Source organism: Streptomyces sp. NPDC102259 (genome assembly GCF_044766465.1).
Taxonomy (GTDB): Bacteria; Actinomycetota; Actinomycetes; order Streptomycetales; family Streptomycetaceae; genus Streptomyces.
This window is the reverse complement of sequence record NZ_JBIWMA010000005.1, coordinates 231455-249367: the sequence shown is the minus strand read 5'-3', so window position 1 is coordinate 249367 and position 17913 is coordinate 231455. Positions and strand designations below refer to the sequence as shown.

Genomic DNA, 17913 nt, shown 5'->3' with positions numbered 1-17913 from the left:
GTCGGCGGGCCCCGGGCGGCCGCGCCGGGCAGGCCAGGCGCGTCGGACGCTCCGGGCAGGTCGGGCACGCCGGGGTCTCCCGACGCGCCCGCCAGGGACTACGCGGTTGCCGTCTCCGGTGCGGCCGTGGCCGGTGCCGGTGTCCGCCTGCGGTAGGCCCGGAAGGCCACGCCGAGGGTGAGCGTCGCGCCGAGGAACAGCACGGTGAACCACTGGAAGTACCAGTGGCCGCCCGCCGGGTCGTACACCGCCGCGCGCGGCCAGGCCAGGTTGACCGTCATCAGCAGGCCGTACAGGAGCGCGAGGGCGTTCACCGGGACGCCCCAGCGGCCCAGGGAGAACAGGCGGGCGCCCGTCTCGTCCGTGCCGGCCGAGGAGAACTCCCCGCGCAGCCGGCGCACCAGCAGCGGGCCGGTGACCATCGCGTACGCCAGATACAGCATCACGATGCAGGTCGTGCCGATGGCCAGGAAGGCGTCCGGTGAGGCGAAGTCGAGCAGCAGCAGGGCCGCCGCGAGGACGCCGACCACCAGCGCCGGGGCGCTCGGCATGCCGGTGCGGGGGTGCACGCGCGCGAGGCGGCCGGAGAACGGCAGCTGTCCGTCGCGGGCCATGGAGAACAGCATCCGGCAGGCCGCCGTCTGGATGGCGAGCGTCGCCACCGCGATGGCGACCACCACGTCCGCCAGCAGCACCTTGCCGACCCCGTCGCCGAGGCTGCTGGTGAGGACGTAGCTGAGGCCGTCGACCCCCAGGCGTCCGTCGGTGAGGCTGGGGGCGGCCAGCAGCCCGCCCAGCACGATCAGCCCGCCGAGCAGACCGGCCGCGCCGAGCGCGGTGAGGATCGTACGGGGCGCCGTACGGCGGGGGTTGTGCGTCTCCTCGCTCATCTCGCCCGCGCTGTCGAATCCGATCATCACGTACGCGGCCGTGAACGAGCCGACGAGCAGCGCCCCGAACAGACCGTTCTGCGCGGCCCCTGTGGTGTGGAACGTGATGGTCGGGGTGCGCTCGGAGTGGGTGAGCAGCAGTACGACGATGAGCACCGCGCCGATGATCTCCGCGGTCACGCCGACCCGGTTGATCACGGACATCACACGGTTGTCGACGACGTTCACGAACGTGGTCAGCACCAGCAGGAGCACACCGAGCAGCGCCGCGTTCGCCGCGCCGTCGGGCGAGATGGGCGCCGGGTCGCTGCCGATCAGCTGGAAGCCGGACCAGATCGCCGGCAGCACCATCTGGAGCGCCAGCGCCGCCGCGGCGACCACGACGATCTGCCCGATCACCATGATCCAGCCGGCGAACCAGCCGAACGAGGGCGTCGACAGTCGCGACGACCACTGGTAGATCGCGCCCGAGATCGGGTAGCGCGCCGCCAGCTCCGCGAAGCACGCGGCGACCAGCAACTGACCGATCAGCACGGCCGGCCAGGCCCAGAAGAAGACCGGGCCGCCGAAGGCGTAACCGAAGGCGAAGAACTGGAAGACGGTCGTCAGGACGGAGATGAAGGAGAACCCGGCGGCGAACGAGGCGTACCGGCCCAGGCTGCGGTGCAGTTCCTGGCGGTAGCCGAACTCGGCGAGTGAGCCGTCGCCCGGGTCGGGGGAGTGCGGCGGGTCGGGGCGTACGTCGGAAGGGGCTGTTGTCGTCACGGCGGAACCTGCCTTGGGCCCAGAGGGAACGTAATTCCTGTCGGGCGACAGAAATTAGGGACGCGCTGTTTCGTGCGCGTCACGCCGCCGTGTCCGGGGCGGGCCCAAGTCCTCACGTCCTCGCGCGCCTCATCCGATCGCGTTACATCGCGTCGTGGATTCCCTGAGTGGGCGCCAAGGGCAGCCGTGGGTGGCGGCAGCGTCATCCCCCTCGATCGCCATGACTCCGGGCGCCGCCCGGAGGGTCACCGGCGAAGGGGGCGCCGAGGGGGTGGAGGCGGTGCGCCCAGGTCTCGCACGCATCCTCTTCGGCGAGCTGCCTGACCCTGTGTGGCACGGTGCAAGTCCCGGACCCTGAAGGCGATCATCTCGGCCCTGGGGGCATGTGAGGGGACGGAGATCCCTCCCGCCGACCAGCTCCCGCCGCTGCACGTCACGGGCACCTTGGATCCTCGGTGCACGAGGGCCGTCGGTGAGGAGAGCGATGGCGGGAGCGAGAGCGCCGACGGGAGCGAGAGCGCCGACGGCGAGGGCTCATGGTCGGCCCCAGTGCGCTGGACCGGGCGATGGTCGCAGGCCGTTCGGCCCTGTCCGTCGACCCCGAGTGGGGCGCGGTGCGCTCGCGACGGCGGCCGTGTGGCTGTCGATCAGGACGTTCCGGTCGTACCAGCGGCGGTCCGGTGCGGCCCCACGGAGTCGCGGGGGCCCTCACGGGGTCGCAGGGGCGGCCGCGCCACGAGTGCGGGCCGCTTCCGCCAGGTCACGCCGCCAGGTCACGCGGCCGGCGCCGCGCCTTCCTGCTCCGCCTCGACGCGCGCGTTCCAGTCCCGCTTCGAGGCCTGCCAGCCGTCCTCGTTGTGGCCGAGCCGCCAGTAGCCGGAGATCGACAGATCCTCGCGGGAGATCTGGAGCTCGACGCGCAGGAGTTTGCGCAGCTCCTTCACGCAGGCGGCCTCGCCGTGCACGAAGGCGTGCACGCGGCCCTCGGGGAACTCCAGCGCCCGTACGGCCTCGACGAGCAGCTCGCCGACCGGCCGGTCGCCGCGGTGCAGCCAGACGACCGCCACGGCGGAGTCGATCTTCTGCTCCTCCTCGGGGCCGGTCACCTCGATGAAGGCGTGGGCGAGGCTGCCGGCGGGCAGCGACTCCAGGGCGGCCGCGATGGCGGGCAGGGCGCTCTCGTCGCCGGCCAGCAGATGCCAGTCGGCGGCCGGGTCGGGCGCGTAGGCGCCGCCGGGGCCCATGAAGCGGACGGTCTCGCCCGGCTGGACGCGCGCCGCCCACGGCCCGGCCAGGCCCTCGTCGCCGTGGACCACGAAGTCCAGGGTCAGCTCGCGCAGTTCGGCGTCCCAGTTGCGCACGGTGTACGTGCGGGTCACGGGCCACTGCTCGCGCGGGAACTCGGCGCGGATGCGTTCCAGGTCGAAGGGCTCCGGGTAGGTCACGCCCTCGGGGCCGAAGAGCAGCTTGACGTAGTGGTCCGTGCAGCTGCCTGCCGTGAAGTCGGCCAGGCCCTCGCCGCCGAGCACGACGCGCTGCATGTGGGGGGTGAGCCGTTCGGTGCGGACGACCTGCGCGGAATGGGGCTTCCGCGGCTTCCGTGCCGGACGTTCTGCCATGACGGCCTCCCATGTGGGTATGGTTAGGTTAACCTAAGTTAGCACCTGTCCCCCAGGTGATGCTCCCCCGTTGCGAGAGGTTGACCGACCTCTCACCCGGATCTCATGCAGAGGATGACTCCCGGCCGGCGCCCGTGTCATTCCCCCGACGCGAGAGCAATGATCACGCAGTCGGTGCGCCCAGTGTCGTCAACAGCCGCTGGAGCGACCCGCCGAGTCCCCAGCGCCGCGCCAGTGCCTCCAGTGTCGCTCCGTCCCGCGGCGCGTGCGGCAGCGCGGTGTCCACGTCCGGCAGCGGCACGTCGTCGGCGACCTTGACGACCTTCGGCGCGACGGCGAGGTAGGGCCGCGACTCGTCCAGCCGTCTGCGCTGCGTCGGGGTCAGCTTCGCGAACGGGTCGTCGACCGCCGCCACGATCCCGGCCAGGTCGCCGAACTCGGCCAGCAACTTGGCCGCGGTCTTCTCCCCGATGCCCGGCACGCCCGGCAGGCCGTCGCTCGGGTCGCCGCGCAGCAGCGCCAGATCCGCGTACCCGCTCCCGTCGACGCCGTACTTCTCGCGCAGCCACGCCTCGTCCGTGAGCTGGAGCGTGCCGACGCCCTTCAGCGGGTACAGCACGCGCACTCCGCGTGCGTCGTCCACCAGCTGGTAGAGGTCGCGGTCGCCGGTGACGATGTCGACCGGGCCCTTCGCCCGCCCGGTGAACGTGCCGATCACGTCGTCCGCCTCGTAGCCGGCGACGCCCACCCGCGCGATGCCGACCGCGTCCAGGACCGCCTCGATGATCGGCACCTGCGGTGAGAGCGTGTCCGGCACCTCCTCCTCGTCCGGGCCCGTCTCGCGTTCCTCGGCGACGCGGTGCGCCTTGTAGGAGGGGATCAGGTCGACCCGCCACTGGGGGCGCCAGTCGGCGTCCATGCAGGCGACCAGCTCGTCCGGCCGGTGGTCCTTCACCAGTCGGTCGATGAATTCCAGCAGCCCGCGCACGGCGTTCACCGGGGTGCCGTCCGGCGCCTTCACGGAGTCCGGGACGCCGAAGTAGGCGCGGAAGTAGAGCGAGGCGGTGTCGAGGAGCATCAGTCGTCCGGTCACGCCTCGCATCATGCCGCACGCGTGCCCTGGCGACCGGCGCGTATTCACTCCCGTGGCACGAGTGAACCTCTTGTGAAACCTGCTGTGAACTGAACCACTCGTACGTTTGCCCCCATCGGACCAGGGCAGGGGCGGCCTCGGAGCAATGACCGGTTGCACTTTCAACTGTTTGCTGTTGCCGAATGCTCCTATTCCTGTCCCCGACGAGAGGTACGCGTGTCCTCCAGGCTTGAGGCCGAACATCTGCACAAGGTGTTCGGCAGACGACCGCAGCAGGCAGTCGAGCGGCTCCGGGAGGGAGCCGACCGGGAGGAACTGCGTGCCGACGGCACCACGGCCGCCGTCATCGACGCCTCCTTCACGGTGGAACCGGGCGAGATCTTCGTCGTCATGGGGCTGTCCGGTTCGGGCAAGTCCACCCTGCTGCGGATGCTCAACGGGCTGCTGGAGCCGACCGCCGGGCGCGTCCTCTTCGACGGCCAGGACCTCACCGCCCTCGCCGACCGCGGACTGCGCGAGGTCCGGGCGAAGAAGATCAGCATGGTCTTCCAGCACTTCGCGCTCTTCCCGCACCGCAGCGTCCTCGACAACGCCGCCTACGGCCTCGCCGTCCAGGGCGTCCCCCGCCGCGAACGCGAGGAGCGCGCCGTCGAGGCCCTGCGGCTCTGCGGTCTGGCCGGCTGGGAGAGGTCCTGGCCGGACGAGCTGTCCGGCGGCATGCAGCAGCGCGTCGGCCTGGCCCGCGCCCTCGCCACCGACGCCGACCTGCTCCTGATGGACGAGTCCTTCAGCGCGCTGGACCCGCTGATCCGCCGCGACATGCAGGATCAGCTCCTCACCCTCCAGCAGACCCTGAAGAAGACCATCGTCTTCATCACCCACGACCTCAACGAGGCCATGCGCCTGGGCGACCGGATCGCCGTCATGCGCGACGGCCGCATCGTGCAGACGGGCACGGCGGAGGACATCCTGATCCGCCCCGCGAACGACTACGTGGCCTCCTTCATCCAGGACGTCGACCGCTCGCGCGTGCTCACCGCCTCCGCCGTCATGGACACCGTCGTGCGCGGCGACGAGGCCGACTGCGGCTGCGAGACCGCCACCCCCGACACCCCGTTCACCGCGCTGTGCGCGCTCAGCGCCCGCCTGACCCATCCGGTCGCCGTCCTCGACGGGAAACGGGAACTCGTCGGCGTCGTGTCGGGACAGCGCCTCGTCCGCTTCCTCGGCGACGAACAGGGTCAGGCGAGGGCCTGCGACGGTCCGCGCGACGGCGGGAAGAAGGTGATGGCCCGTGCCTAGGCTCCACCTCGGCGACTGGGTCGACTCCGGCGTCGACTGGCTCGTCACCCACATGTCCTGGCTCTTCGACGCGATCAAGACGGTCGTCGAAGGCATGTACGACGGCCTCGACACCGTCCTCACCGCCCCGGAACCGCTCCTCCTCGCGGGCATCCTCGCGGTGCTCGCCTGGTGGCTGCGCGGCCTCGTCGCGGGCGTCCTGGCCTTCGCCGGGTTCGCCCTCATCGATTCCCTCGCCCTGTGGGACGAGGCGATGTCGACGCTCTCCCTGGTGCTGGTGGCCACGGTGATCGCCCTGGTGGTCTCCCTCCCGCTGGGCATCTGGGCCGCCCGTTCCAAGGCCGTCAGCGCCACCCTGCGGCCCGTGCTGGACCTGCTCCAGACGATGCCGTCGATGGTCCTGCTGATCCCGGCCATCCTGTTCTTCGGCATGGGCGTCCCCGCGGGCGTCATCGCCACCCTGATCTTCGCGCTCGCCCCGGGTGTCCGGATGACCGAGCTCGGCATCCGCCAGGTCGACGCCGAACTCGTCGAGGCCGCCGAGGCGTTCGGCACGACGCCCCGAGACACCCTGCTGCGCGTGCAGTTGCCGCTCGCCCTGCCGACGATCATGGCGGGCATCAACCAGGTCATCATGCTGGGCCTGTCGATGGTCGTCATCGCCGGCATGGTCGGCACCGGCGGCCTCGGCGGCGCCGTCAACGAGGCCATCGGCCAGCTCGACATCGGCCTCGGCTTCGAGGCGGGCCTCGGCATCGTGGTCCTCGCCATCTACCTGGACCGGATGACCGGCGCCCTCGGCACCCGGATCTCGCCGCTCGGCCGTCGCGCCGCCGCCAAGGCCCGCGGCACGGTGTGGACGTACCGTCCGCGTCCGGCCGTGGCCGTGGTCGGCGTGGTCGTGCTCGCCCTGGTCGCCGGCGGCATGAACGTCTTCGGCTCCTCCTCCGGTACCGCCGAGGCCTCCGCCTCGGACATCGGCAAGGGCGACGAGGTCAAGATCGGCTACATCCCGTGGGACGAGGGCATCGCCTCCACCTACCTCTGGAAGGAACTCCTGGAGGAACGCGGGTTCGACGTCACCACCACCCAGTACGCCGCCGGCCCCCTCTACACCGGCGTCGCCACCGGGCAGATCGACTTCCAGACCGACGCCTGGCTGCCCACCACCCACGACGAGTACTGGAAGAAGTACGGCGGGCAGCTCGACGATCTCGGCTCCTGGTACGGCCCCACCTCCCTGGAGCTCGCCGTCCCCTCGTACGTGAAGGACGTCGGCTCCCTGGCGGACCTGAAGAGCCACGCCGCCGAGTTCGACGGCGAGATCACCGGCATCGAGCCCAGCGCCGGGATGATGGGCCTGCTCAAGGACAAGGTCCTGAAGCAGTACGGCCTCGACGGCTCCTACAGCGTCGTCGACGGCTCCACCCCGGCGATGCTGGCCGAACTCAAGCGCGCGTACGCCGCCAAGAAGCCGATCGTCGTCACCCTCTGGTCGCCGCACTGGGCGTACAGCGACTACGACCTGAAGAAGCTCGAGGATCCCAAGGGCGCCTGGGGCAAGGGAGACGGCGTGCACACCGTCGCCCGCAAGGGCTTCGCCGCCGACAACCCCGAGGTCGGCAAGTGGCTGAAGGACTTCAGGATGACCGAGGCCCAGCTCACCGGTCTGGAGGCGCGGATCCAGGAGGCCGGCAAGGGCAAGGAGCAGGACGCCGTCCGCTCCTGGCTGAAGGAGAATCCAGGACTGGTCGAGAAGTGGGTACCGGTCGCCGATTCGGGGCAGGAAAGCCGGGCGGCCCGGTGACCTGACAGCACCGTGACCGCCCGACGAGGGGCGGGCACCGACGTACGGCCTTCCGGGCCCGCGTCGGGGCCCGCCCCTCGTGTCGTCCCCGGCCGTTCACCCTGCCTCCGACCCGTCACGGCGCACGTCCGGCCCGGTCCGCGTGCCGCCCTGCCACAGCAAGGATCCGGCCAAGTACGGAGAGCTATGCCCATGCCCGAACCGGAGTTCCGTGAAGCCGGGGACGAGCGGGAACATGCGCGGCCGTTCGCGCATTGAACCGGACAAGCGGAGAGCGGGCCCGTGCCGGGCGCGTCCGGGGTCCGATCGGCTGGCGCGAACTGTGAGGTCGGTGGTTGCACCAGGTGTCCTCGATGTGACGGGCGCATGAAACGGTTTGCCGAACATGCGTAGGGTGCAGACAACTCCTCGAAGGGCGTGGAGGACGTCACGGCAGCGACGAGCTAAGGAGGGAGCCGGAGCGATGGGCGACCACAAAGAACAACCCCTGCGGGTGGGCGCGGCCGTGCGGCGTCGACGCCGGTCCCTCGAGCTCACCCTCGCCGTCGTGGCCGAGCGCAGCGGCCTGTCGGTCCCGTTCCTCAGCCAGATCGAGAACGAGCGCGCGCGGCCCAGCACCAGCTCCCTGGAGAAGGTCGCCGACGCCCTGCGCACCACGGCCGTCGAGCTCCTCGCCGCCGCCGACCCCGCGTGCAGCGTGGACGTCGTGCGCGCCGAGGTGACCGAGCCCGGTCCGGGTCCGGAGCCGCTCTCCCGTTCCCTGGTGCGAGGTCATCACCAGATGCACGCCTCGGAGTTCACCGGCGACCATGACGCGGGCCGTGAATTCCAGTACCGCAACGACCAGTTGATGTACGTGGCCGACGGCGCCGTGGAGATCGAGGCGGAGGGCCGCGCCTACCGCCTCGGCCGCGGCGACACCCTGTACCTCACCGGCGGGGTCCGCCACCGCTGGCGGGCGACCGTGCCGGACACCCGGGTGGTGGTCGTCGCCGTGGCGGAGCACATCGAGGCGGTACGCGACCGGGACCGGGGCCGGAAGCGGTAGTGCGGATCGTCTCGCTGGTGCCGTCGCTCACGGAGGCGGTGGCCTCCTCCGTGCCCGGCGCCCTGGTCGGGGCCACCGACTGGTGCAGCCACCCTGCGGATCTCGACGTCGCCCGGATCGGCGGCACCAAGAACCCCCGGGTCGACCGGATCGTCGCCCTCGCCCCCGACCTGGTGATCGCCAACGAGGAGGAGAACCGGGAACCGGACCTGGCCGCTCTGCGCGCGGCGGGCCTCGAGGTCCTGGTGACCGAGGTCCGGGACGTCCCGCAGGCCTTCGGCGAGCTGGCGCGGGTGCTCCGGGCGTGCGGGGCGTCCGCGCGACCGCGGTGGCTCGACGAGGCGGAGGAGGCGTGGGCGGCGCCGCTGCCGTCCAGCCGCCGCCGGACGGCCGTCGTACCGATCTGGCGCCGTCCGTGGATGGTGCTGGGCCGAGACACCTTCGCCGGGGACGTGCTGGCCCGCCTGGGCGTCGACCAGCTGTACGCCGGACACGCCGAACGCTATCCGCGGATCCCGGTCGAGGAACTGCTCGCCGCCGCACCGGACCTGGTCGTGCTGCCGGACGAGCCCTACCGCTTCACCGCCGACGACGGCCCGGAGGCCTTCCCCGGGCTGCCCTGCGCGCTGCTCAGCGGACGGCACCTGACGTGGTACGGCCCGTCGCTCGCCGAGGCGCCGAAGGTGCTGGGCGAGGCGCTGCGAGCAGCTCACCCCTGAGCAGCCCGCGGACGGTGTGCGTGGCGGCGACGGTCCACGCGGCGACGAGGAGGACGTACAGCGCGCAGGCGAGCACGTCGTAGGCGGCCAGCCCGGTGTGCCGGGCCAGCGCGGCGGCCCCGGTCACACAGGTGCCGACCGGGAACGTGAACGCCCACCAGGTCATCGCGAAACCCATCCCGTGCCGGCGGGCCCGCACCGCGTGCGCGCAGGCCAGGCACAGCCAGAACAGGGCGAACCCCATGACGGGCACCCCGTACAGCACGGCGAGCACGGCGAGACCGCGGCTGTCCGGGCCGGGCAGGACCCCGGGAGCGACCTCCGCGAACTTTCCGACGGCGGTCGTGGACTGCCCGAGCGGGCCCAGGACGAGGAACAGGGTCGGGGTGAGGACGAGGGGCAGCGGCCCGCCGGTCACCAGCCGGGCGAACACCACCGGCAGCATGACGAGCGTGGCGAGCAGGCTCAGTCCGAACAGCGCGAAGCACGCCAGGAGCAGCGTCTGCCGCGGCTGCCCGGCCGGCAGATACGGCACCAGCGGCGGCCCGAGCGCGGCGGACACCATGGGCGCGACGAGCGGCAGCAGCCACACGGGCGTGGCCTGGGAAGCCCGTACCCGATGACGGACGGCCATCAGGTAGGGGACGGCGACGGCGGCCGTGAGAGCCACGGCCGTCCCGACGGTGAACAGCACGGCGTCGAGGGCGACCGCGGCCCGGATGCCGATCCAGTCCCGGCCGACGGTGAGGGCGCCGCCCCCGACGGCGAGCAGCGCCATCGCCAGGCAGCCGTAGAACGGCGCCGTGGCCGGATCCAGCAGATGGGCGCGGGCCTGGTCGCGGTGGTGGCGCCAGTGCAGGGCGCGGGTGCCGAGCAGGACCGACAGGAGGACGAGGGAGAGGGCCCAGCAGGCGGTGAGGAGCGGCCGCAGCCCCGGCGGACGGACGGGGAGCGAGGCTCCCGCCGTGGCGAGGATCGCGGTCCCCATGACCGTGGCGTACCAGTTCGGTCCGAGGTGACGGACGGCGCCGGCGCGCGCACGGGGGAGGGCGTACAGGGGCTGGGCGGCGGTGACCATGCCTCCACGGTCGCCCGGTCGCCCGCCCGCGACCAGGGAGGACGACTCTATGGGGGCATAAGCTGGGTTTATGGGGAGTGTCGAGGAACAGCCCGCGGACACCGCGTCGGGTTCGATCGCGCACCGCGTCCCGGACCTGGGCGCGCTGGAACTGCTGCTGGCGGTGGCACGGCTGGGCAGTCTGGGCGCGGCCGCGCGGGAGCTGGGCATCACCCAGCCGGCCGCGAGCAGCCGGGTCCGTTCCATGGAACGCCAGTTGGGGGTGGCCCTGGTGGACCGCTCGCCGCGCGGCTCCCGGCTCACGGACGCCGGCGCGCTGGTGACGGACTGGGCGGGGCGGGTCGTCGAGGCGGCACGGGCCTTCGACGCGGGGGCGCAGGCGCTGCGGGTCCGGCGTGACTCGCGGCTGCGGGTGGCGGCGAGCATGACGATCGCCGAGTACCTGCTGCCCGGCTGGCTGCTCGCGCTGCGCGCCGGGCGGCCGGACACGGCGGTGTCGCTGCTCGCGGGCAACTCGGCGGCCGTCGCCGAGCGGCTGCTCTCCGGGGAGGCGGACCTCGGTTTCGTGGAGGGCCTCACGGTGCCGCCCGGCCTGGACTCCGCCGTGATAGCCCACGACCACCTGATCGTCGTGGTCGCGCCCGCCCACCCGTGGGCCCGCCGGCGGCGGCCGCTGCCCGCGGCCGAGCTGGCCTCGACGCCGCTCATCCTGCGGGAGAAGGGTTCGGGGACCCGTCAGGTGCTCGACACGGCGCTGGGCGGTCTGGCCCGGCCGCTGATCGAGCTCTCCTCGACGACCGCGGTCAAGGCGGCGGCGGTCAGCGGGGCGGGTCCTGCGGTGCTGAGCGAACTGGCGGTCGGTGAGGAGCTGGGGTCGCGGCGGCTGGTGAAGGTGCCGGTCGAGGGGGTCGTGCTGGCGCGTGATCTGCGGGCCGTGTGGCCGACCGGGCATCGCCCTGCCGGGCCGGCGCGGGAGCTGTTGTCGTTGACGCGGGGGTAGCGTCTCTCGCCCGCGCCCTCGCCGCCCTTACCCTTCCCGTCCCTGGGGGCTGCGCCCCCAGACCCCCTTTCGGCCCTGAACGGGCCTTGTCCTCAAACTCCCCCAGAGGGGGTGCCCCCGGACGGGCTGGATTGCGCCGCCGTCACCAGGGCTCGCACGACGCGTACGTCCTCGTCCATCTCCGGGTGCCACTGGACGCCCAGCACCCAGGCCGCCGACGGCAGTTCGACCGCCTCCACGGTGCCGTCCGTCGCGTACGCCGACGGGATCAGGCCCGTGCCGAGACGGTCCACGGCCTGGTGGTGGTAGGCCGGTACGGAGGTCTCCTCGTCGACGGCCGCGGCGTACCGGGTGCCGGGGACCGGCTTGACCGGGTGCCGGCCGAAGGCGCCGACGACCTCGGCGTGTCCGTCGATGTGCTGGGTCAGGGTGCCGCCGAGCGCGACGTTCAGCAGCTGCATGCCCCGGCAGATGCCCAGCAGCGGGAGGTCCGCCGCCAGCGCCGCCTCGATCAGGGCCAGCTCCCAGGCGTCCCGCTCCCGCGCCGGCGGCCCGGTGCGGGGGTCGGGCTCGGCGCCGTAGCGGGCCGGTTCGACGTCGGGGCCGCCCGCTATCACCAGGCCGTCGAGGCGGGCCACGGTCGCCGCCGCGTGCTCGGGAGCGTCCGGCGGGAGCATCGCGGCCAGACCGCCGGCCCGCTGCACCAGCCGCGGGTACCCGACGGGCAGCAGCGCGGCGTCCAGCGCCCACACGCCCCAGCGCGCCGCGGACTCCAGATACGTGCTGACGCCGATCAGCGGCCGTGCGCCGTTCGCCATGTGTCCTCCCGCTCCCGCAATGGATCGTAGTCATACCATTTCATGTCAGGAAGCCCCTGAGCAGCGCCGCCGTCCCCGCGCAGTGCTCCCGCATCATCTCCCGCGCCCCGTCCGCGTCCCCGTCCAGCACCGCCTCGACCAGCGCCATGTGCTGCCGCTGTGAGTGCTCCAGGTTGCGCACGAGGAGCGGGATGCAGTCGAGCAGGTCGTTCACCGTGGCCCGGACCGCCGCGTACCGCCCGGTCAGCGAGGGCGAGCCGCTCAACTCGGCCAGGGTGAGATGGAGCATCGTGTCCAGGCGGCGGTAGTCGGCCAGCGGCGCGTCCGCCGTGCGGGCCAGCGCCTCGCGCAACCGGCCCGCCTGCTCGTCGTCCAGGCCGTGTGCCGCGCACAGGCCCGCCGCGCCCACCTCGAGCACCTCCCGGAAGCGCAGCACGTCCTCGACGTCGACCTCCGCGATCCGCCGCCGCAGCTCGTCCTCGCCGCCGGCGTCCGTACGCGGCAGCACAAACGTTCCGCCGTAGCGGCCCCGGCGGGACTCGACCAGCCCCTGGTCCTGGAGGACCTTCAGCACCTCGCGCAGCGTCACCCGGCTGATCCCGAGCCGTTCCGCCAGGTCCCGCTCGGCCGGCAGCCGTTCGCCCCCCGGCACCAGACCCAGCCGTACCACCTGGAGAATCTGCTCCAGCGCCTCCTCGAAGCCGTTCCCGGCCCGCACCGGCCGCAGTACCGGCGTCAGCCGGTCGTCCGGTCCGCCGTCAGCGTCCACCGACATCTGGCCGTGCCCCCTTCCCAAGCAATGGTTCTCCGCAATACCTTATGGCTCCCGGCCCGCCCGAAGAAGACGAAGGAGCCGGGGAAGCCGAAGGAGGCCCTCCCGTGGCAGACCGCACACCCCCGCTCAGTGTCGAAGAGCTGCACGCTCACGTCGCGAGCGGTGAGATCGACACTGTCGTCCTGGCCTTCCCCGACATGCAAGGGCGTCTCCAGGGCAAGCGGTTCGCCGCCGGATTCTTCCTCGACGAGGTCCTCCAGCACGGCACCGAGGGCTGCAACTACCTCCTCGCCGTCGACACGGAGATGAACACCGTCGACGGGTACGCCATGTCCTCCTGGGACCGCGGATACGGCGACTTCGCCATGCGCCCCGACCTGTCGACCCTGCGCCGGGTGCCCTGGAACGCCGGGACCGCCCTGCTCATCGCCGACCTGGCCTGGAACGACGGCTCGCCCGTCGTCGCCGCGCCGCGCCAGATCCTGCGCCGTCAGCTGGAGCGCCTCGCCGAGCACGGCTTCACCGCCCAGGTCGGCACCGAGCTGGAGTTCATCGTCTTCAAGGACAGCTACGAGGCCGCCTGGGACGCGAACTACCGCGGACTCACCCCGGTCAACCAGTACAACGTCGACTACTCGGTGCTCGGCACCGGCCGGGTCGAGCCGCTGCTGCGCCGCATCCGCAACGAGATGGCCGCCGCCGGGCTCACCGTCGAGTCCGCGAAGGGCGAGTGCAACCCCGGCCAGCACGAGATCGTCTTCCGCTACGACGAGGCCTTGGTCACCTGCGACCAGCACGCGATCTACAAGACCGGCGCCAAGGAGATCGCCGCCCAGGAGGGCGTCTCGCTGACCTTCATGGCCAAGTACAACGAGCGCGAGGGCAACTCCTGCCACATCCACCTCTCGCTCACCGACGCCGACGGCGCCAACGTCATGGCCGGCACCTCCGAGGACCCCGGCGGGATGTCCGACGTCATGCGGCACTTCCTCGCCGGACAGCTCGCCGCCCTGCGCGACTTCTCCCTCCTCTACGCCCCCAACATCAACTCCTACAAGCGGTTCCAGCCGGGCTCCTTCGCCCCGACCGCCGTCGCCTGGGGACACGACAACCGCACCTGCTCCCTGCGCGTCGTCGGCCACGGCCGCTCGATGCGCTTCGAGAACCGGCTGCCCGGCGGCGACGTCAACCCTCACCTCGCGGTCGCGGGCCTGGTCGCGGCCGGGCTGTACGGCATCGAACAGAAGCTGGAGCTGCCCGAGGCCTGTCCCGGCAACGCCTACACCGCCGAGTACGCACACGTCCCGACCACCCTCCGCGAGGCCGCCGAGCTCTGGGCGAACAGCCCGATCGCGCTGGCCGCCTTCGGCGAGGAGGTCGTCGCGCACTACCGCAACATGGCACGCGTCGAGCTGGAGGCCTTCGACGCGGCGGTCACCGACTGGGAGCTGCGCCGCTCCTTCGAACGCCTGTGACCCGTCCCGCCCGTCCGTGCCGCACCCGCCCGTGAAAGGCCCTTCCGTGTCCGACCCGCACCCGCACCCGCCCGAACTGATCGTCCTCAACCCGGCCACCGAGGAGGTCGTCGCCACCGTCCCGGCCGCGGACGCGGCCGACGTGGACCGGGCGGTCGCCCGCGCGAGCGCCGCCCAGCGGGCCTGGGCGGCCGCCGCCCCGGCCGACCGGGCCCGGCTGCTGCGCCGCTTCGCCGACGTCGTGGACGCACACGTCGAGGAACTGGCGCTCCTCGAGGTCCGCGAGGCCGGCCACCTCCTGGGGAACGCCCGCTGGGAGGCCGGCAACGCCCGCGACCTGCTCCTGTACGCGGCCGGCGGGGTCGAACGGCTCCTGGGCCGCCAGATCCCCGTACCCGGCGGCTGGAACATCACCTTCCAGGAGCCGCTCGGCGTGGTCGGGGTGATCGCCCCCTGGAACTTCCCGATGCCCATCGCCGCCTGGGGCTCCTTCCCGGCCCTCGCGGCAGGCAACGCCGTTGTCCTCAAGCCCGCCGAGACCACCCCGCTCACCGCCCTGCGCCTGGCCGAACTGGCCCTGGAGGCAGGCCTGCCGGAGCACCTCTTCCAGGTGCTGCCCGGCCACGGAGCCGTCGCCGGCCGCGCGCTCGTCGACCACCCGGGCGTGGCGAAGATCGTGTTCACGGGCTCCACCCGCACCGGCCGCGAGGTCATGGAACGCTGCGCCCGCCAGGTCAAGCCCGTCACCCTGGAACTCGGCGGCAAAAGCCCCAACATCGTCTTCGCGGACGCCGACCTGAAGGCCGCGGTCGACCCGTTCTCCTTCCTCGACAACTCCGGCCAGGACTGCTGCGCCCGCACCCGCGTCCTCGTCCAGGAATCGGTCTACGACGAGGTGGCCGACCACCTGGCGCGGGAACTGGCCGCCGTGACGGTCGGCGACCCGGCCGACGAGAAGACCCGGATGGGCCCGCTGATCTCCCGGCAACAGGTGGACCGCGTACGGTCGTTCGTGCCGGACGACGCCGAGGCGCTGCGCGGCGCCGCGCCCGAGGGGCCCGGCTTCTGGTTCCCGCCGACCGTCCTCACCGGCGTCGCGCCCGACGCGCCCGCCGCCCGCGAGGAGATCTTCGGCCCCGTCGCCGTGCTGCTCCCCTTCACCGACGAGGCCGACGCCATCCGGCTCGCCGACGACACCCCCTACGGCCTCTCCGGCTCCATCTGGACCAGGGACGTCGGTCGGGCGCTGCGCGTCTCCCAGGCCGTCCGCGCCGGCAACCTGTCCGTCAACTCCCACTCCAGCGTCCGCTACTGGACCCCCTTCGGCGGCTACAAGCAGTCCGGCGTCGGCCGCGAACTGGGTCCGGACGCCCTGGCAGCCTTCACCGAAACCAAGAACGTCTTCATCAGCACGGAGGGCCCCGCACAGTGACCGCATCGCCTGACGAGATCATCTGCCGCCGTCTGGTCGGCCGCACCGCAGTCATCACCGGAGCCGGCAGCGGCATCGGCCTCGCCACCGCCCGCCGGCTCGCCTCCGAGGGAGCGCACGTCGTCTGCGGCGACATCGACGAGACCCGCGGCAAGGCCGCCGCCGAGGAGGTCGGCGGCACCTTCGTGAAGGTCGACGTCACCGACCCCGAGCAGGTCGAGGCGCTGTTCAGGACCGCGTACGACACCTACGGCAGCGTCGACATCGCCTTCAACAACGCCGGCATCTCACCGCCCGACGACGACTCCATCCTGGAGACCGGTCTGGAGGCCTGGAAGCGCGTCCAGGAGGTCAACCTGACCTCCGTCTACCTGTGCTGCAAGGCCGCGATCCCCTACATGCGACGCCAGGGCAGGGGCTCCATCATCAACACGGCGTCCTTCGTGGCCCGGATGGGCGCCGCCACCTCGCAGATCTCGTACACGGCGTCCAAGGGCGGCGTCCTCGCCATGTCCCGTGAGCTGGGGGTGCAGTTCGCGCGGGAGGGCATCCGCGTGAACGCCCTCTGCCCGGGGCCGGTCAACACCCCGTTGCTCCAGGAGCTGTTCGCCACGGACCCGGAGCGGGCCGCCCGCCGACTGGTGCACATCCCCGTCGGCCGGTTCGCCGAGGCGGAGGAGATCGCCGCCGCCGTCGCCTTCCTGGCCAGCGACGACTCCTCCTTCGTCAACGCCTCCGACTTCCTGGTGGACGGCGGGATCTCCGGGGCGTACGTGACGCCCCTCTAGGGCACCCCGCGCCCGGGCACCCCGCTCAGGGGCTCAGAGGAACGTCCGGCCCTCGCCCCGGTAGGTCGGCACGGTCGCCGTCACCGCGTCCCCCTCGACGAGGTGCAGCACGTCGAACCGCTCGCACAGCTCACCGGCCTTCGCGTGCCGGAACCACACCTTGTCGCCGATCAGCAGATCGTCGGCGGGGGAGCCGAGCAGCGGCGTCTGCACCTCGCCCGGCCCCTCCTGGGGGTCGTAGCGCAGCCCTTCCGGCAGGTACGGCACGGGCAGCCGGTCGGGTCCCGCGGCGCCGGACGCGGGATACCCGCCGCCGAGGACGGTCACGATCCCCACCCCCGGCCGCCGGACGACGGGCTGGGCGAACAGGGCCGCCGGACGCCCGCTGAAGGACGTGTAGTTGTCGAACAGACGCGGCACGTACAGCCCCGACCCGGCCGCGATCTCCGTGACCGCGTCCTCGGCGGCGGTGTGCTGCACACTCCCGGTGCCGCCGCCGTTGACGTACTCCAGATCCGGTACGACGGCCCGCACCGCGCGCACGACCGCGGCGCGGCGCTCGGCGAGTTCGCGCCGGGCGGTGGCCTGCATCAGCCGGATGGCCCGGGACCGGAAGGGCCGTCCGGCGAGCGAGTCGCCGACCCCGGCGATGTGCCCCTCGTAGGCCATGATCCCCACGAGCTTGAAACCGGGCCGCCTGGCGACCGCCCTCGCCACGTCGGCGACCTGGGCGGGGGAGTGCAGCGGCGAGCGCAGGGCGCCGACCCGGACCCGGCCGCCGAGGAGTTTCAGCGCGGTGTCCAACTCCAGGCAGACCCGGATGACTTCGCGCCCTTCGCCGCGCGCGCCGTCGATCAGGTCGAGCTGGGAGACGTCGTCGACCATGACGGTGACGGCGGCGGCGAGCTTGGGGTCGGCGGCCAGTTCGGCGAACGCGGTGCGGTCGGCCGACGGGTAGGCGAGGAGGATGTCCTCGAATCCGGACCGGGCCAGCCACAGGGACTCGGCGAGGGTGAAGGACATGATGCCGGCGAAGCCGTCCTTCGCCAGGACGCGCTCCAGGAGCGTCCGGCAGCGGACGGACTTGCTGGCGACGCGGATCGGCTTGCCGCCGGCCCGGCGGGCCAGGTCCTCGGCGTTCGCGTCGAAGGCGTCCAGGTCCACGAGGGCGAGAGGGGCGTCGAGATGGGCGGTGGCCCGGTCGTATCGGGCCCGGTCGGCGGCGCGCGCAGTCATGAACGCAGCCTGCCAGACAGGATTACCGCAGGGTAGGGGGACGTTCCGGGCAGAAGCCCCGGGCGTCG

15 protein-coding genes are annotated in these 17913 nt (G+C 72.5%); 8 read left to right on the top strand and 7 right to left on the bottom strand.

Translation table 11 applies throughout. The features are described 5' to 3' along the window. Positions 1 to 98: 98 nt before the first annotated feature. The 3 genes from ACIRPU_RS15320 to ACIRPU_RS15310 form a co-directional block, all read right to left on the bottom strand. Positions 99 to 1655, bottom strand: coding sequence for an amino acid permease (locus tag ACIRPU_RS15320; protein WP_403866752.1), 1557 nt, complete (start codon positions 1653 to 1655; stop codon positions 99 to 101). Between the two features lie 773 nt (positions 1656 to 2428). Beyond that, positions 2429 to 3274 (bottom strand): siderophore-interacting protein, encoded by an 846-nt coding sequence (locus tag ACIRPU_RS15315; protein WP_403866749.1) that lies wholly within the window; start codon positions 3272 to 3274, stop codon positions 2429 to 2431. A 163-nt stretch (positions 3275 to 3437) separates the two neighbouring features. Beyond that, a complete protein-coding gene (locus ACIRPU_RS15310) occupies positions 3438 to 4376 on the bottom strand; it encodes a 5'-3' exonuclease H3TH domain-containing protein (RefSeq protein WP_403867220.1) in 939 nt (312 codons plus the stop codon). A 207-nt stretch (positions 4377 to 4583) separates the two neighbouring features. Between ACIRPU_RS15310 and ACIRPU_RS15305 the strand changes: the two genes are divergently transcribed. The 4 genes from ACIRPU_RS15305 (at position 4584) to ACIRPU_RS15290 (ending at position 9243) form a co-directional block, all read left to right on the top strand. Further along, complete coding sequence (locus ACIRPU_RS15305; protein ID WP_403866746.1) at positions 4584 to 5669, top strand: glycine betaine/L-proline ABC transporter ATP-binding protein; 1086 nt, start codon at positions 4584 to 4586, stop codon at positions 5667 to 5669. After that, positions 5662 to 7476 carry an ABC transporter permease/substrate binding protein gene (locus ACIRPU_RS15300; protein WP_403866743.1) on the top strand — a complete coding sequence of 605 codons (1815 nt, stop codon included), beginning with the start codon at positions 5662 to 5664 and terminating at the stop codon, positions 7474 to 7476. The genes ACIRPU_RS15305 and ACIRPU_RS15300 overlap by 8 nt, the downstream gene beginning before the upstream one ends. A 463-nt stretch (positions 7477 to 7939) precedes the next feature. Next, positions 7940 to 8524: a helix-turn-helix domain-containing protein gene (locus tag ACIRPU_RS15295; protein WP_403866740.1), complete on the top strand. Its 585-nt coding sequence runs from the start codon at positions 7940 to 7942 to the stop codon at positions 8522 to 8524. After that, a complete protein-coding gene (locus ACIRPU_RS15290) occupies positions 8524 to 9243 on the top strand; it encodes a helical backbone metal receptor (RefSeq protein WP_403866737.1) in 720 nt (239 codons plus the stop codon). The genes ACIRPU_RS15295 and ACIRPU_RS15290 overlap by 1 nt, the downstream gene beginning before the upstream one ends. On the opposite strand, the gene ACIRPU_RS15285 is transcribed toward ACIRPU_RS15290, so the two are convergent. Then, positions 9155 to 10321 carry a TDT family transporter gene (locus ACIRPU_RS15285; protein WP_403866734.1) on the bottom strand — a complete coding sequence of 389 codons (1167 nt, stop codon included), beginning with the start codon at positions 10319 to 10321 and terminating at the stop codon, positions 9155 to 9157. The two genes, ACIRPU_RS15290 and ACIRPU_RS15285, sit on opposite strands and share 89 nt — an antisense overlap. Positions 10322 to 10391: 70 nt before the next feature. Between ACIRPU_RS15285 and ACIRPU_RS15280 the strand changes: the two genes are divergently transcribed. Beyond that, positions 10392 to 11321, top strand: a complete 930-nt coding sequence (locus ACIRPU_RS15280; RefSeq protein WP_403866731.1) for a LysR family transcriptional regulator — start codon at positions 10392 to 10394, stop codon at positions 11319 to 11321. Positions 11322 to 11413: 92 nt separating this feature from the next. On the opposite strand, the gene ACIRPU_RS15275 is transcribed toward ACIRPU_RS15280, so the two are convergent. Both ACIRPU_RS15275 and ACIRPU_RS15270 read right to left on the bottom strand, forming a co-directional pair. Then, a complete protein-coding gene (locus tag ACIRPU_RS15275) occupies positions 11414 to 12139 on the bottom strand; it encodes a gamma-glutamyl-gamma-aminobutyrate hydrolase family protein (RefSeq protein WP_403866728.1) in 726 nt (241 codons plus the stop codon). Positions 12140 to 12179: 40 nt separating this feature from the next. Continuing rightward, the gene (locus tag ACIRPU_RS15270; protein ID WP_403866726.1) at positions 12180 to 12914 is read right to left on the bottom strand and encodes a FadR/GntR family transcriptional regulator; all 735 of its coding nucleotides are present in this window, start codon (positions 12912 to 12914) and stop codon (positions 12180 to 12182) included. Positions 12915 to 13018: 104 nt separating this feature from the next. Here ACIRPU_RS15270 and ACIRPU_RS15265 point away from each other — a divergent pair, with 104 nt between their 5' ends. The 3 genes from ACIRPU_RS15265 to ACIRPU_RS15255 are packed head-to-tail and all read left to right on the top strand — an operon-like array spanning position 13019 to position 16609. Beyond that, positions 13019 to 14389 (top strand): glutamine synthetase family protein, encoded by a 1371-nt coding sequence (locus ACIRPU_RS15265; protein WP_403866723.1) that lies wholly within the window; start codon positions 13019 to 13021, stop codon positions 14387 to 14389. Positions 14390 to 14435: 46 nt separating this feature from the next. Beyond that, entirely contained in the window at positions 14436 to 15821 is a 1386-nt protein-coding gene (locus ACIRPU_RS15260) for an aldehyde dehydrogenase family protein (RefSeq protein ID WP_355706550.1), read from the top strand. After that, positions 15818 to 16609, top strand: coding sequence for a 3-oxoacyl-ACP reductase (locus ACIRPU_RS15255; RefSeq protein ID WP_355706549.1), 792 nt, complete (start codon positions 15818 to 15820; stop codon positions 16607 to 16609). Before ACIRPU_RS15260 ends, ACIRPU_RS15255 begins: the two co-directional genes overlap by 4 nt. Before the next feature lie 33 nt (positions 16610 to 16642). On the opposite strand, the gene ACIRPU_RS15250 is transcribed toward ACIRPU_RS15255, so the two are convergent. Beyond that, positions 16643 to 17845: an amino acid deaminase/aldolase gene (locus ACIRPU_RS15250; RefSeq protein WP_403866719.1), complete on the bottom strand. Its 1203-nt coding sequence runs from the start codon at positions 17843 to 17845 to the stop codon at positions 16643 to 16645. Between the last annotated feature and the right edge of the window lie 68 nt (positions 17846 to 17913).

Bases quoted from the DNA above. Each gene is read 5' to 3' on its own strand.
- ACIRPU_RS15315 (WP_403866749.1), bottom strand. From the start codon at position 3,274: ATGGCAGAACGTCCGGCACGGAAGCCGCGGAAGCCCCATTCCGCGCAG.
- ACIRPU_RS15310 (WP_403867220.1), bottom strand. From the start codon at position 4,376: ATGCGAGGCGTGACCGGACGACTGATGCTCCTCGACACCGCCTCGCTC.
- ACIRPU_RS15295 (WP_403866740.1), top strand. From the start codon at position 7,940: ATGGGCGACCACAAAGAACAACCCCTGCGGGTGGGCGCGGCCGTGCGG.
- ACIRPU_RS15285 (WP_403866734.1), bottom strand. From the start codon at position 10,321: ATGGTCACCGCCGCCCAGCCCCTGTACGCCCTCCCCCGTGCGCGCGCC.
- ACIRPU_RS15280 (WP_403866731.1), top strand. From the start codon at position 10,392: ATGGGGAGTGTCGAGGAACAGCCCGCGGACACCGCGTCGGGTTCGATC.
- ACIRPU_RS15275 (WP_403866728.1), bottom strand. From the start codon at position 12,139: ATGGCGAACGGCGCACGGCCGCTGATCGGCGTCAGCACGTATCTGGAG.
- ACIRPU_RS15270 (WP_403866726.1), bottom strand. From the start codon at position 12,914: ATGTCGGTGGACGCTGACGGCGGACCGGACGACCGGCTGACGCCGGTA.
- ACIRPU_RS15250 (WP_403866719.1), bottom strand. From the start codon at position 17,845: ATGACTGCGCGCGCCGCCGACCGGGCCCGATACGACCGGGCCACCGCC.